13 protein-coding genes and 1 pseudogene are annotated in these 13,087 nt (G+C 72.0%); 3 read left to right on the forward strand and 11 right to left on the reverse strand.

Annotated features, from left to right (window positions below):
- Positions 1 to 183 precede the first annotated feature (183 nt).
- Positions 184 to 1,473, forward strand: coding sequence for a sensor histidine kinase (locus tag E0H26_RS20980; protein ID WP_131306367.1), 1,290 nt, complete (start codon positions 184 to 186; stop codon positions 1,471 to 1,473).
- Positions 1,470 to 2,130, forward strand: a pseudogene (locus E0H26_RS20985) (response regulator transcription factor); the annotation flags it as partial. The gene E0H26_RS20980 and the pseudogene E0H26_RS20985, both read left to right, overlap by 4 nt.
- A gap of 8 nt (positions 2,131 to 2,138) precedes the next feature.
- Here E0H26_RS20985 and E0H26_RS20990 read toward each other — a convergent pair.
- From E0H26_RS20990 to E0H26_RS21035, 10 genes are all read right to left on the reverse strand, one after another.
- Positions 2,139 to 3,656 (reverse strand): FtsX-like permease family protein, encoded by a 1,518-nt coding sequence (locus tag E0H26_RS20990; protein ID WP_131306371.1) that lies wholly within the window; start codon positions 3,654 to 3,656, stop codon positions 2,139 to 2,141.
- Entirely contained in the window at positions 3,653 to 4,354 is a 702-nt protein-coding gene (locus E0H26_RS20995; RefSeq protein ID WP_131306372.1) for an ABC transporter ATP-binding protein, read from the reverse strand. Before E0H26_RS20995 ends, E0H26_RS20990 begins: the two co-directional genes overlap by 4 nt.
- The gene (locus E0H26_RS21000) at positions 4,351 to 4,887 is read right to left on the reverse strand and encodes a PadR family transcriptional regulator (protein WP_131306374.1); all 537 of its coding nucleotides are present in this window, start codon (positions 4,885 to 4,887) and stop codon (positions 4,351 to 4,353) included. The genes E0H26_RS20995 and E0H26_RS21000 overlap by 4 nt, the downstream gene beginning before the upstream one ends.
- A gap of 163 nt (positions 4,888 to 5,050) precedes the next feature.
- Positions 5,051 to 5,389 carry an STAS domain-containing protein gene (locus E0H26_RS21005; protein ID WP_165521941.1) on the reverse strand — a complete coding sequence of 113 codons (339 nt, stop codon included), beginning with the start codon at positions 5,387 to 5,389 and terminating at the stop codon, positions 5,051 to 5,053.
- A 250-nt stretch (positions 5,390 to 5,639) separates the two neighbouring features.
- A complete protein-coding gene (locus E0H26_RS21010) occupies positions 5,640 to 7,175 on the reverse strand; it encodes a SpoIIE family protein phosphatase (RefSeq protein WP_131306378.1) in 1,536 nt (511 codons plus the stop codon).
- Between the two features lies 1 nt (position 7,176).
- Positions 7,177 to 8,526 (reverse strand): sensor histidine kinase, encoded by a 1,350-nt coding sequence (locus E0H26_RS21015; protein WP_131306380.1) that lies wholly within the window; start codon positions 8,524 to 8,526, stop codon positions 7,177 to 7,179.
- Entirely contained in the window at positions 8,523 to 9,545 is a 1,023-nt protein-coding gene (locus E0H26_RS21020; protein WP_206025276.1) for a SpoIIE family protein phosphatase, read from the reverse strand. Before E0H26_RS21020 ends, E0H26_RS21015 begins: the two co-directional genes overlap by 4 nt.
- Entirely contained in the window at positions 9,533 to 9,952 is a 420-nt protein-coding gene (locus E0H26_RS21025) for an ATP-binding protein (RefSeq protein ID WP_131306382.1), read from the reverse strand. The genes E0H26_RS21020 and E0H26_RS21025 overlap by 13 nt, the downstream gene beginning before the upstream one ends.
- Entirely contained in the window at positions 9,949 to 10,362 is a 414-nt protein-coding gene (locus E0H26_RS21030) for an STAS domain-containing protein (protein ID WP_131306385.1), read from the reverse strand. Before E0H26_RS21030 ends, E0H26_RS21025 begins: the two co-directional genes overlap by 4 nt.
- Positions 10,362 to 11,222 (reverse strand): STAS domain-containing protein, encoded by an 861-nt coding sequence (locus tag E0H26_RS21035; protein WP_131306387.1) that lies wholly within the window; start codon positions 11,220 to 11,222, stop codon positions 10,362 to 10,364. Before E0H26_RS21035 ends, E0H26_RS21030 begins: the two co-directional genes overlap by 1 nt.
- Positions 11,223 to 11,385: 163 nt before the next feature.
- Between E0H26_RS21035 and E0H26_RS21040 the strand changes: the two genes are divergently transcribed.
- Entirely contained in the window at positions 11,386 to 11,742 is a 357-nt protein-coding gene (locus E0H26_RS21040) for an STAS domain-containing protein (RefSeq protein ID WP_013730957.1), read from the forward strand.
- Between the two features lie 11 nt (positions 11,743 to 11,753).
- Here the strand turns inward: E0H26_RS21040 and E0H26_RS21045 are convergent, their stop codons facing one another.
- Positions 11,754 to 13,061, reverse strand: a complete 1,308-nt coding sequence (locus tag E0H26_RS21045; RefSeq protein WP_131306389.1) for an MFS transporter — start codon at positions 13,059 to 13,061, stop codon at positions 11,754 to 11,756.
- Between the last annotated feature and the right edge of the window lie 26 nt (positions 13,062 to 13,087).

Raw genomic sequence — 13,087 nt, forward strand, 5'->3', positions numbered from 1 at the left:
TCGACCGGGCACCACCGGCAGACCGGCGGCCTCGGTGACACGTCTGGTCACCGAGGCCGCGGCTCAGATGGCCGCCGCGACCATGCTGGCGGCTGGCGACCGGCAATGGTGGGGCTGGGTATACCCGCGAAAGTGGATCCAGTCGGCTGGGGTGGACCCGGCCGCGTCACTAGCGTTCCCGGCATGACATCGGCCGCACCGACCCATCTCGCCCAGGCCCTGCGCCGCCGCCGGTATCCGCTGACCGGCTGGCCGTGGCGCGCCCTGGCCTACCTCCTGACCAGTGTGCCGCTGGCCGGCGTACTCTCGCTCGGGCCGCTCGTGGTGCTGGCTCCACTCGTCGCCGCGACCAACGCCGCACGCCAGGGTCGGCCCATGTCGCTGTCACTCACCGTGTTCCTCAATGTCGTCGCGTTGACCGTCCTGCTGCTGGCGCCGCTGCTCGCCGTGCCGGTGGCGGCCGTCGAGCGGTACCGACTCGGCCTCGTCGACGACCGACCGCTACCCCCGGCGCCCTGGCGCGGGCTCGCCGCCCGGTACGCCACGGGGGCGGCCTGGCGGGAGGCGGCGTACCTGTTCTTCCTCGGTGCTGTCGTGCCCGCCGTCTACTGGCTGTTCACCCTCATCGTGCTGATGGTGCTGCTGCTGATCGCCAGCCCGTTCGTGGTCGGTCCGGGCGAGCAGGTGGTGGTGCTCTGGGCCACTGCCGAGACACCCGCGCAGGCCGCACCGTACGCGATTGTCGGCGTGCTGCTGCTGCCGGTGCTGTGGTACGCGGTCGGCGTGCTGGCGGCGGCCCAGGGCGCGGTGGCCCGGTGGCTGCTGTGGGCCGCTCCGGACGGGACGGCGCTGCGCGAGGTGACCCGGTCCCGCGCCCGGCTGGTCGACGCGTACGAGGCCGAGCGGCGGCGCATCGAGCGTGACCTGCACGACGCTGCCCAACCCCGGCTGACCAACCTTGGTCTCCAGATCGGCCTGGCCCGGCTGGACGTGCCGGACGATTCCCCGGCCGCCAGGCCGCTGGACGCCGCGCACGAGCAGGCCAAGGGCCTGATGGTGCTGCTGCGACAGATCGTCCGGGGCATCCGCCCGCAGAGTCTCACCGATCTGGGACTGGCCGGCGCGGTCCGGGAACTCGCCGACGAATCACCGGTCCCGGTCGGGGTGCACACCGACCTGGCACGCCCGCTGCCGGAGGCGGTCGAGACGACGGCGTACTTCGTGGTGTCGGAGGCGCTCGGCAACGTGGCCCGGCACGCTGCGGCGACCGGGGTCGAGGTGCGGCTCAGCGACACCGGCCGGGTGCTGGTCGTCGAGGTGACCGACGACGGTCGGGGTGGCGCGGATCCGGCGCGCGGCAGCGGCCTGACCGGGCTCGCCGACCGGGTCGCCGCCGCCGATGGGCGACTGTTGCTGTCCAGCCCGCCGGGCGGCCCCACTGTGCTGCGGGTGGAACTACCGTGGTCGGCATGATCCGGGTCGTGCTCGCCGAGGACGAGGTGCTGCTGCGGGAAGGGCTGACGGCCCTGCTCGCCCGGTTCGACTTCGCGGTGCTCGACGCCGTCGACACCGCCCCGGCGCTGCTCGCCGCCGCCCGACGACACCGGCCCGACCTGGTGGTGACCGACATCCGGATGCCACCCGGCCACCGCGACGACGGGCTGCGCGCGGCGGTGGAGCTACGCGGCGAGCAGCCCGGCCTGGCCGTGGTGGTGCTCAGCCAGCACGTGCAGCCCGAGTACGCCTCGGCCCTCCTGGACAGCGCCGACGGCCGGCGGGTCGGCTACCTGCTCAAGGACCGCGTCGCCGAGGTCACCGAGTTCGTCGACAACCTGCGTACCGTCCTCGGCGGCGGCACCGTGGTCGATCCGGACGTGGTCCGTCGCCTGCTGCACCGCCCCCGCGACCCGCTGGCCGCCCTCACCGCACGCGAGCGGGAGGTGCTGGTGCTGGTCGCCGAGGGGCGGTCCAATCTGGCCATCGCCGCCCGGCTGCACGTCACCGAGGCGGCGATCGGCAAACACGTCGGCAACATCCTGGCCAAGCTCGGCCTGCCGCCGGACGACGACAGCAATCGGCGGGTGCTCGCCGCGCTGACCTACCTGCGCGCCAACACCGCCTGAGCCTCGGCACCGGGCTCAGGTGGCCCGCAGCTCCTCCACCGCCGTGTTCGATCGCAGGAAGAGCAATCCCACGCCGACCGTGGCCAGCACCGCGACCACCGCGCCGCCGCCGAGCAGCGCCAACTGTCCCAGCGGTACGCCCGGAGCGCTCACCACCTGGTCGACCTGCACGAACTCGACGTAGTTTTGGCGGGCGACCGGGTCCTGACACAGCTCGGCCGAGGCCCGGCACACCTCCTCGGTCCGGCCGCCCGAGGCGATGTCCCCCATGAGCATGCGGCCGATGACGTATCCGGCGCCCAGTGCGCTCAGTACGGCGGGCACCACCGGCGCCAGCACCTGCCAGAGGATCGAGGTGCCGATGGTGGTCCGGGGTACCCCGGTCGCCACCAGCGCCGCGTACGCCCGGCGTCGGGTGCTGATCCCCTCGACCACCATCACGATCAGGCCGGCGGCGGCGACCGTCACCGCCAGTGCGACCGCCAGATCGACCAGGTCCATCGTGCGCAGGTAGAACGAATCAGGCTGGAAGTCGGCGAAGCCGGCCACCTGGTTCTGCTCCCGTTCGAGCTGGTCCCTGAGCTGGAACCAGGCCCGGAACGCCGCCGCACCGGCGCCGAAGACGAGCGCCGCCAGCAACGCGGCGAAGGTCCGGCTGCCGGCCCACGGGTCGTCGGTCAACCGGCGGGCGGCCAGTAGTCGGGCCGGGCTGCTGGCGTACCGGTGCAGCAACCGCCCGACCAGGTACGAGATCGTCCCGGTGCCCAGGACCACCCCCAGTACGGCCGAGATGGCGACGACCAGGACCACCAGGGCCAGCCAGGCATCCAGCGCCGGCCCGAGCGATTCCCGAACGGGCTCGAACAGGGCGGCTGCCAGCACACCGAGCCCGACCAGCAGTGCTGGCCAGGGGCGGGGCGCGCCGGTCCGACCGGCCCGGCGGACCACCCCGAGTGGCGTGGTGGTGACCCCGCGCAGCATCACGGCGGTGGCGAGCGCGGCGATCGCCGGCAACGCGAGCACCACCACCGCCAGGGCCGGCACCGCTGGCAGCACGTCGGTCGGTAGGGCGAGTCGGCCGTCGCCGTCCGGCCGGTGCAGAAGCGTCCGGCCGACCAGGTATCCGGCCAGCCCGGCGAGGGCGCCGAGCAGGCTGGCCAGCCCGGTTTCCAGCGCCGCGAGGCGGGTCACCTGCCCCGGGGTCGCACCGGCCAGCCGCAACGCGGCCAGGCGCCGATCCCGCGCCGGAGCACCGAGCCGGGCGCACTGCCCGGCCAGCGCCAGCACCGGGATGGTCAGCAGCAGCAGCGCGAACGCGGTGCCCCCGCGCAACCCCGGCTCCCGCAGCAGGGCGTTGGTGTACTGCTCCGACTGCGTCCCTTCGGGGCCGGGCGGTTTCTCGATCGCCAGGACGGTCAGCGCAGCCAGCACCACGAGGGTGGCCAGGGCGGCACTCAGCGCGGTCAGCACCATCCGGGCGAGATCGGTGCGGTTGCCGGCCACGGCCAGCCGCGCCAGCGTGCCGGGACTCACCGAAGACCACCGGCGAGTGGAGCGTCCAGGCCGAGGCCGGTGTGGTCGATCACGCCGTCCCGCATGACGATCTCGCGATCGGCGTACGCGGCGATTCTGGGCTCGTGCGTGACCAGCACCACCGCCGTCCGCTGCTCACCGGCGAGCCGGACCAGATGGGTGAGCAGCTGCTCGCCGGTGACCGTGTCGAGGGCGCCGGTCGGTTCGTCGGCGAACAGCACCCTCGGCTCGGTCACCAGTGCCCGCGCGATCGCACAGCGCTGCTGTTGGCCGCCGGACATCTCGCCGGGCCGCACGTCGGCGAGTTCCGCCACGCCCAGCCGGTCCAGCCAGTTCAGCGCCGCCGTCCGGGCCGCTCGCCGCCCCGTGCCGGCGAGCAACAACGGCAGCGCGACGTTCTCCGCCCCGGTCAACTCGGCGACGAGGTGACCGAACTGGAACAGCACGCCGAACTCGGTACGCCGCAGCCGGGACCGGGCCGCCTCGGACCAGGTGTCGATCCGATGGCCGCGCCAGGTCACCTCGCCCGCGTCGGGGCGCAGGATGCCCGCGAGGCAGTGCAGCAGGGTGGACTTGCCGCAGCCGCTCGGCCCGGTCACCGCGACGATCTCGCCCTCGGCGATGTCGAGCGTGAGGCCGCGCAGCGCGGGTGTCGGCCCGTACGACTTCACCAGACCGCGAGCGTGGAGTTGCGTCACGAGTGCACCTCCCGGTGCCAGTCGGCGACCCGCTCCAAGGTGGTCTGCAACCACCGCAGGTCGGCGTCGAGATGGGTGATGGCGTAGTCGGCCCCGACGATGTCCGCCACGGTCGCCGACGGCGCCGTCTTCAACGCGGTCAGCTCGCGCAGCCGCTCGGTGTGCGCCCGGCGCTGCGCGATCAGGTAACCCCGTGCCCGGTCGGTGTCGGCGACCAGCAGAGCCACCACCACCTTGGCGAACAGGGTGCTGTTCACGTACGGAATCGGTGGTTCGACGGTGCCCAGCCACTGATCCAGCGTGGCCCGCCCCTGTTCGGTCAGCGCGTACGCCATGCGGTCGGGGCCGGCGAGGCGATCCTGGCCGGCCGGGGTCACCAGGCCGTCCCGCAGCAGGCGACCCAGGGTGGCGTAGACCTGCCCGAACGCGAGTGGACGGGCCTGCGGCAGCCGCTGGTCATGGGCTCGCTTCAACTCGTACCCATGTTTGGTGCCGCTGGCGAGCAGACCCAGCAGGACGTGCGGAGTGGACACCCGCCCACTATTCGCTCAGTGAATAGCGGGTGTCAAGACCCCGATCGATACCCGACGGTCAGGCGGCCACCGGCCGGGCCCGGGTCGCGGGCACGGCCTGCGGCGCGCACGCCGACCGAGCACCGCTACTTCGAGCGGTCGTACGGCCAGCGTGCGCGGATGGTCAGACCGCCGGGGTGGCCAGTGGGCGGTGCAGGAGTCGGGCGCCTCCGCTGAGTGCGATGACCCGCGCCGGTCCGCCCCGGACGGCGGTGATGGTCACCTGTTGTCCATGCTCGTGGGCCTTTTCCCTGACCTGCAGTAGGGCGGAGAGCGCGGCGCAGTCGAGGAACCGCAGCGCCGTCAGATTGAGCCTCAGGTGGGTGACCCACTGGGGTGCCAGCAGGCGCCCGAGATCCTGCTGGAGTTGGTCAGCGGTGGTCAGGTCGGCCTCACCGGTCAGGCTCACGTACCGGGTGCCGGGTCGCACGTCGTGATAGTCGAATCGCAGCAGATCGTCCATCGCAGACTCGGTCCTTGCCGTGGCTAAGGGCGATTGGAGGGCCGGAGAGGTTGCCACCTTCAATCCGGCGCCGGGGAGGACAGAGCTTTTCGCGCGGCAGTGCCGACCTCGACGTGACGCGTAGGGCGCCGTATCCGACGGTACTCCCGCCTCAGCGTCCCTGCCAGTGGGCGACATCGCCGCCGGCCAGACTGTTAACAGGGGGCCCCGGTACTACCTGAGGCGTTAATAAGGTGCCCTTCCTTTCCGCTCAGTGGCGGCGGAGGGCGACGACGGCGACGTCGTCCTGGATCTCCTCGGGGGCCAGTTCGGCGAGCAACCGCTGGCAGAACCGGTCGAGATCGGCGTCGACCCGAGCCGAGCTGGTTGCCAGCGCGTTCAGTCCCTCGTCGATGCTGACGTCACGCCGCTCGATGAGCCCGTCGGTGTAGAAGACGATCGTCGCCCCGGGCGGCAAGACGAACTCCAGGTCGGCGGGGCGCGGCGCCCGCACCCCGAGCAGCGGGGCGGAGTGGTGCACGTAGTCGGTCTTGCCGTCCAGGCTGATCAACGGCGGCAGGTGGCCGGCACTGGCCAGTCGGACCCGCCCGGTGGCCGGGTCGAGCAGCAGCACGCAGATGGTGGCCAGTTCGTTGGGGAGCAGCGTACGCATCAGCTCGTTGACCCGGTGCAGGATCTGACCCGGCTGGTGCCCCTCGACCGCGTACGCCCGCACTGCGTGGCGCAGCTCGGCCATCACGGTCGCGGCGTGCAGGGAGTGGCCCGCGACGTCGCCGATCGCCAACAGCAGGTGACCGTCGAGCATCACCAGTTCGTAGAAGTCGCCACCCACCTCGGTGCGGGCGCTGGCCGGCTCGTAACGGACGGCCAGATCCAGCCCGGCGATCTCCGGGATGCGTTGCGGGAGCAGGCTGCGCTGAAGGGTCACCGCGATCCGGTGCTCCTCGTCGAAGGACCGTTGCGCCTCGACCGCGGACGCGACCGCCTGCGCCAACTGGCGCAGCACCGGGGTACGGGCGGTCTGCGTGGCGGTGGGCACCACGACGTAGAGCGGGGCCCGGTCGTCGCGCAGCCGGGCGGCGGCCACCGTCACCGTGTCGTCCGACGGCCAGTCGACAAGCGCCCAGTCGGCCGGGTCCTGCACCCGGACGGTGGCGCCGATCGGTGTCCCGCTGTCGTCGACGGTCCACGGCACCACCCGGGCCGGCGCACCGGGCCCGGCACAGACCCCGGCCAGGCAGTCACCGTCGAAGGTCTCGGCGACCACCGCGGCGGGGCTCTTGAAGATCTCCGCAGCCCCCGCCGCCGCCTGTTCCAGCAGCCGGGTGAAGTTCGGCGCCGCGTGCACCGCCACGGTGGTGTCCGCCAGCCCGGTGAGCCGCTCGGCGAGCAGCTCGGCACGCTGCCGCGCCTGGTAGTAGCGGAGCACCGCGTAGGCGGTGGCGACGAGTTCCTCCGGCTCGATCGGCTCCGCCAGATACGCGTCCGCGCCTCTGGTGAGGCCCTGCGCACGGTCGGTCGTGTCGATGGCGTGCGCCGAGACGTGGATCACCGGCAACGCCGGGTGGATCGACTTGATCCGTTCGCAGACCTCGAATCCGCTCAGATCCGGCAGCCGCACGTCGAGGACCACCAGATCGATCGGATCCACCACGACCCGGCTCAGCGCCTCGCTTCCGCTCTCGGCCTCGACCACGGTGAACCCGGCCCGGGTCAGCCAACTCACCAGCAGGTAGCGCTTGGTGCGACTGTCGTCGACCACCAGCACGGTCGGCGGGGCGTCCACGTCATATTCCGTTCGCGGGCAGCGAGACGGTGAAGGTGCTGCCCTGACCCGGCACACTGGACAGTTCGAGCGTGCCGCCGAGCAGGGTCACCAGCCGCCGGGCGTACGGCAGGCCGAGGCCGGTGCCGCCGACCCGGGCCGGCCCCGGCGCCTGGTAGAACTCCTCGAACACCCGCTCGTGCAGTTCCGCCGGAATGCCCGATCCGGTGTCGGAGACGAGGAGTTTCCAGCCGTCGCCGTCCCGCTGGGCGCGCAGCCGTACCTCGCCCCGGCTGGTGAACTTCAGGCCGTTGTGCAGCAGGTTGCGCAGCACCTGGGCGAGCAGCACCTCGTCGGTGCGTACGGTGGCGGGCGCCGGTGGCTCCTCCACCACCAACTCCACCTCGGAGGCGGTACGCAGCGCCCGGAGAGTGCCGCGCAGCTGACCGAACACGGCCCGCAGATCCACGTCGGTCCAGTTCGGTTCGATCCGCCCCGACTCCGCCTTGGCCAGGTCCAACAACTCGTTGACCAGCGAGAGCAGGTCCGAGGCCGACGACCGGATCAGACCGACCTGGCGCTCCTGCTCAAGGGTGAGCGGGTCGGAGGCGGAGTCGGTGAGCAATCGGGCCAACCCGATGATCGCGGTCACCGGTGCCCGCAGTTCGTGGCTGACATTGGCCAGGAAGCGGGTCTTGGACTCGCTCGCCGAGCGCAGTTGCGCCGACTTCTCGTCCAACTCGGCGTAGAGGGCCACCACGCCCCGGTTGGTTTCTTCCAGTTCGTCGGTGAGCTGGTGGTACAGCGCCAGCACACCACGGTTGGTCTGTTCCAGTTCCTCGTTGAGCCGGGCCAGTTCGTCGCGTTGGCTGCGTACCTCGTCGAGGGCGGCGATCAGCTGCGAGTTCTGGGTGGCGAGTTCCTCCTCCACCGTGCCGGGCACGCTCTGCCCGACCTGGGCGCGCAGTTGCTCGAGACGCTCTGCGGTGAGCGCCTGCGCGGTGACCGGGATACGCCGTGACATCCTCACGACCGTATCCCCCGCCACGGCCACCACGCTCAACGTGTCCACCAGACGCGCCACCGCGCCCGACTGCGGCTCGTACCGCCCGTCGACCAAAGGGCCGACGGGGTCGAGGTCGACTCGCAGGTGGCACCGCCCGTCCGGGGTGGCGGTGATGCCGAACGCCACATCGGCTCCGCCGACGGCACGCAGCAGGTCGCGGGCGACCTCGCTCAGGGCGGTGGCAATCCGGACCTGGTCCTGGTGCTCCAGGCCGACCGCCGCCGCGACCTCCCGGCCCCGCTGGCGCACCACGAAGATGTCCTGTTCCACCCGCAGCGCCATCCGCAACAGCGGTTCGTAGCTCATGGCCACGACCTCGCCACCAGTACGCCGGCGTCGTCGCGCCGGACGCCGGCGTCCCGCAGCAGCGTGGCGGCCACCACCAGCGGCGACCGGCCCACCAGGCCGGGGTAGTCGGCGAGTCGCCAACGGTCGACGACGCCGTCGCTGTGCATGATCAGCAGGCTGTCGGCGTCGAACGGATAGTCGTACTGCCGGATCGTCGGGCGTTGGTGCCCGGCGATGCCGGGCAGGGAGACCAGCCCACGCTGCCGGCCGTCTCGGGTCGTCACCACTCCGGCGATGTTGCCCAGCCCGGCGTATCGCAGCAGCCCGGCAGCCGGATCCGGCTCGGCTACGGCGAGCGCCGCGCCACGGGTGTGCGACAACGCCCGGTGCAGGTGGCCGACCACGTCGGCCGGGGACGACGCGGGGGCGGCCCGGAACGCGGTGAGCGCGGCGTCGGAGGCGGCGGCGGCCAGCGGGCCGTGCCCCAGACCGTCGGTGACCAGCACCTGTCGGCGTTCGCCCACGACCCGCCAGGCGTAGCCGTCCCCGCTGACCGGCTCACCGGTCAGCGGGCGGGTGAGCCCGCCGACCCAGGGCCGTTCGGTTTCCGGGTCGGCCAACACCTGCACGGCGATGACCGTTCCCCGACCCGGTCGCGAGTACGCGTCGAACCAGCTGGACTGCCGGACGATCGCCCCCAGTCCGATACCGAGGGTGCCGGTGGTGGAGTGACCGTCGCGGGCGGAGTCGGTGAGATCGGCCATGCCCGGCCCGGAGTCCACCGCGACCAGTTCCACACCGGCGTCCAACTCGCGGCGAACCGGCCGGAGCAGCAGCACGCCGTCCTCGGCGTGCTTGATCAGGTTGCTGGTCAACTCGGCCGCGACGATGGCCAGGTCGGCGATCCGGCCGTCGGGCAGCCCCAACTGCCCGCCCAACCGCTCGGCGGCCCGCCGCACCGCGCTGCCGGCACTGCCGCTCTCCACCCGGAACCAGGTGCCCCGATCGGCAACCGGCTGGGCGGTCACCGGGACCACTTGGTGATCGTGATCCGGGTGCCCTGGCCGGGGGCGGTCTGGATGTCGAAGTCGTCCACCAGCCGCCGGGCGCCGCTGAGACCGAGGCCGAGGCCACCGCCGGTGGTGTATCCGTCGGTCAACGCCAGTTCCAGGTCGGCGATGCCGGGCCCGGAGTCGGCGAAGACGATGGTGATGCCGGGTCGGCGGCCGTTGTCCACGGCGGTCACCTCGACGGTGCCGCCGCCGCCGTAGACCAGGGTGTTGCGGGCGAGTTCACTGGCGGCGGTGACCACCTTGGTCTGGTCGACCAGGGACAACTTGACGGCCACCGCGACGGTACGCACCAACTGGCGTACCCGTACCACGTCCTCGTCGCTGCCGACCGTCTGCGCCTGCGGCCGGCTCAGGTCGACGCCGCTGGTCACGGCGACGCCGTCGGCTCGACGTCCGAACCGTCGTCGAACTCATCGTGGCGGTCGTGGTCACGCTCGGCCGCGATGAGTTCCATCCCCCGTTCGACGTTCAACGCGGTACGGATCCCGTTGAGCGACAGGCCCAGCTCGACCAGGGTGATGGCGACGGCCGGGCGCATCCCGACGACCACCGTCTCCGCGTCGAGCACCCGGGAGATCGAGGCGATGGTGGACAGCATCCGCCCGACGAAGGAGTCGACGATGTCCAGCGCGGTGATGTCGATGATCACGCCATGGCAGCCGGTGGCGACGATCCGCTCGGCCAGATCCTCCTGGAGCGCGACCGCCGTCTGGTCGGACATGTCGACCTGGATGGAGACCAGCAGGATGTCGCCGATCTTGAGGATCGGCACGCGCTCCATCACGCCTCCCGACGTGACTGGCGGCGGCCGGACTCGACCCCGGTGAGCCGCAGCACGTGCCGCAGCGCGTCGGCGAGGCTGGCCTTCGTGGCGATGTCGCCGAACTCGATGCCGAGCGCGACGATGGTCTGGGCGATCTGCGGCCGGATGCCGGAGATGATGCAGTCGGCGCCCATCAGTCGGGCGGCCACCACGGTCTTCAGGATGTGCTGGGCGACCTGGGTGTCCACCGCCGGTACGCCGGTGATGTCGATGATCGCGTACGGCGAGCCGGTGTCGACCAGGGTCTGCAGCAGCCGCTCCATCACCACCTGGGCACGGGCCGAGTCGAGGGTGCCGACCAGCGGCACCGCCACCACGCCCTCCCAGAGCTTGACCACCGGGGTGGACAGCTCCAGCAGTTGCTCGGCCTGGTCGGCGATCAGGCCCTCCCGGGTGTGCACGTAGCTTTCGAAGGTGAACAGGCCCATCTGGTCGACCATCGCGGCGAAGGCGACGTAGTCGCGCAGCGTCCGGGTGCTCTGGTCGTCCTCCATCGCGCTCAACAGGGCGTCCTTGAGGGCGAAGACACCGGTGGCGGTCTCGGTGGCGGAGAAGCCCTGGCGGGCCTGCCCCCGGGACAACTCGGCGAGCACCGCGCGCAGCTCGGTGGCCTCCTCGGCGGCCAGGTCGACCGCGCCCTTGCCGAGGGCGTCGACCAGGGCGCGGTGTAGCTCCTGCACCTGCCGGAGCAGTTCGGCCTGGCTGAGCCGGCCGCGCAACTGCTCGCCGACGACCTCGGTCCACCGTTGGATGACCCGATCGACCCGGCTGGTAAGCAGGTCGGCCAGCCGGCCGCTTTCGTCAGTGCTCAGCGCCATGACATAACCCCCTCGACCTGGACCGGCCGGACTCTATCACCGGAGACCCCGGAACTACTTGCCCCAGGGCAAGGGAATGATGGTGGCCACCCGATCCGCGCCCGTTCTGCGTACCGGGGCTTTGGTGGGATACCGTTCCACCGATAAACAGGAGGTCTGGCGAATGTCCTTGACGGTGCACACGGAACAGCGCGGTGACGTGGTCGTAGTGGCGGTCGCGGGCGAACTGGACATGGCCACCGCACCGCAGTTGCAGGACCAGATCACCGACCTGCTCGACAAGGGGCGCAGCCGCCTCGTCTTCGACCTGTCGGAGGTCTCGTTCTGCGACTCCACCGGCCTGTCGGTGTTTGTCCGGGCCAAGAACAGCTGCGACGAGGCCGGTGGCGTGGTGCGCCTGGCCGCGCCGCAGCGCGGGGTGTTGCGCATCCTTGAGGTGAGCGGCCTGGTGGAGGTACTGCACACCTACCCGACCGTCGACCAGGCGGTGGCGGGCGACCCCACGCCGGCCTCCTCCTGATTCCGGCAGGCTCAACGCTCGTCCTCGATGTAGCGGGGACGAGCGATCATCATGCCCGCACCCGTCTGCACCGCGAGGGCGAGTAGCAGGAAACCGAGCGGCGCCGTCCAGCCTCCGGTGGCCTCGTAGAGGATGCCGACCAGCAGCGGCCCCAGCGCCGCGATCACGTACCCCGTGCTCTGCGCGAAGGCCGACAGCGCGACCGTCCCGTCGGCGGTGCGGGCCCGCAGGCCGATGGTGGTCAGGATGAGCGGGAACGCCCCCTGGCCGAAGGCGAGTAGCACCACCCACAGTACCGCCGCGTCCCGGGGCGCCAGGGCCAGGCCGAGATAGGCCAGGGTCGAGGCGGCGGTCAGCGCGAACACCAGCGGACGCAGGCTGCTCAGCCGACCGGCCAGCGTCGGCATCAGCAGCGCGATCGGTACGCCGAGCGCGGTCACCCCGGCGAGCAGCAGGCCGGCGTCCTGCGGACGGAAACCCGAGTCCCGAAACAGCTGGGCCAACCAGCCCATGATCGCGTACCCGCTGAGCGACTGCGCGCCGAAGTAGACGGCCATCGCCCAGCCGAGCCGGGTGCGGGCGGGCCGGACAACCGACCCGCCGGTCGCGGCCCCCCGGGCCGCCCGGCGCGTGGCGGTGCGGCTGCGCAGCGCCGCCGGCAGCCACGGCAGTACGGCGACCAGCGCGATCCCGGCCCACACGCCCAGCCCCGCCCGCCAGGAGCCGAAGGCGTGGGCCACCGGCACCGCGGCGGCAGCGGCCACCGTCGTACCGGTGGTCAACGCCATCGTGTACGCCCCGGTGACCAGCCCGGTGCGATGCGGGAAGTACTGCTTGACCAGCATCGGCAACAGGATGTTCGCCACCGCGATGCCGGCCAGCGCGAGCGCGCTGGTGAACAGGAACACCACGGCCGACCCGGTGACCGCCCGCAGCACCTGACCGGTGGCGAGCGCAAGCATCCCCAGCACCAGCAGGCGGGGTGCGGACAGCCGGCGGACCAGCCATGGCGTGACCGCCCCGAGCCCGGCGAACGCGATGGTGGGCAGGGTGGTGACGAAGCCGGCCATCGTGCCGGAGAGCGCCAGGCCGACGCGTACCTCGTCGAGCAGGGCGCCAAGGCTGGTGACGGCGGCCCGCAGGTTGAGCGCGACCAGCAACATCCCGGCCAGCACCAGCAGGCCGCCACTGGCACGCGGTGCCGGCGCGGTGGGGTCGAGCGTGGGGCGTTCGCCGGGTGTGGCCTGGGCGGCCGGGGTGGTCGACCCGTCGGCGGTGGTGGTCGGAGCAGCGGGGGTGCCAGCGGGTGACGGGGGCATGACCTCGAACCTACAATCATGGGATG

Origin of the sequence: Micromonospora zingiberis, from assembly GCF_004331455.1 — a bacterium.
Classification (GTDB): domain Bacteria; phylum Actinomycetota; class Actinomycetes; order Mycobacteriales; family Micromonosporaceae; genus Micromonospora; species Micromonospora zingiberis.

Excerpts from the sequence above, each read along its gene's own strand:
- E0H26_RS20980 (WP_131306367.1), top strand. The coding sequence starts at position 184 with ATGACATCGGCCGCACCGACCCATCTCGCCCAGGCCCTGCGCCGCCGC.
- E0H26_RS21005 (WP_165521941.1), bottom strand. The coding sequence starts at position 5,389 with ATGGACGATCTGCTGCGATTCGACTATCACGACGTGCGACCCGGCACC.
- E0H26_RS21015 (WP_131306380.1), bottom strand. The coding sequence starts at position 8,526 with ATGAGCTACGAACCGCTGTTGCGGATGGCGCTGCGGGTGGAACAGGAC.
- E0H26_RS21030 (WP_131306385.1), bottom strand. The coding sequence starts at position 10,362 with ATGGAGCGCGTGCCGATCCTCAAGATCGGCGACATCCTGCTGGTCTCC.
- E0H26_RS21035 (WP_131306387.1), bottom strand. The coding sequence starts at position 11,222 with ATGGCGCTGAGCACTGACGAAAGCGGCCGGCTGGCCGACCTGCTTACC.
- E0H26_RS21040 (WP_013730957.1), top strand. The coding sequence starts at position 11,386 with ATGTCCTTGACGGTGCACACGGAACAGCGCGGTGACGTGGTCGTAGTG.
- E0H26_RS21045 (WP_131306389.1), bottom strand. The coding sequence starts at position 13,061 with ATGCCCCCGTCACCCGCTGGCACCCCCGCTGCTCCGACCACCACCGCC.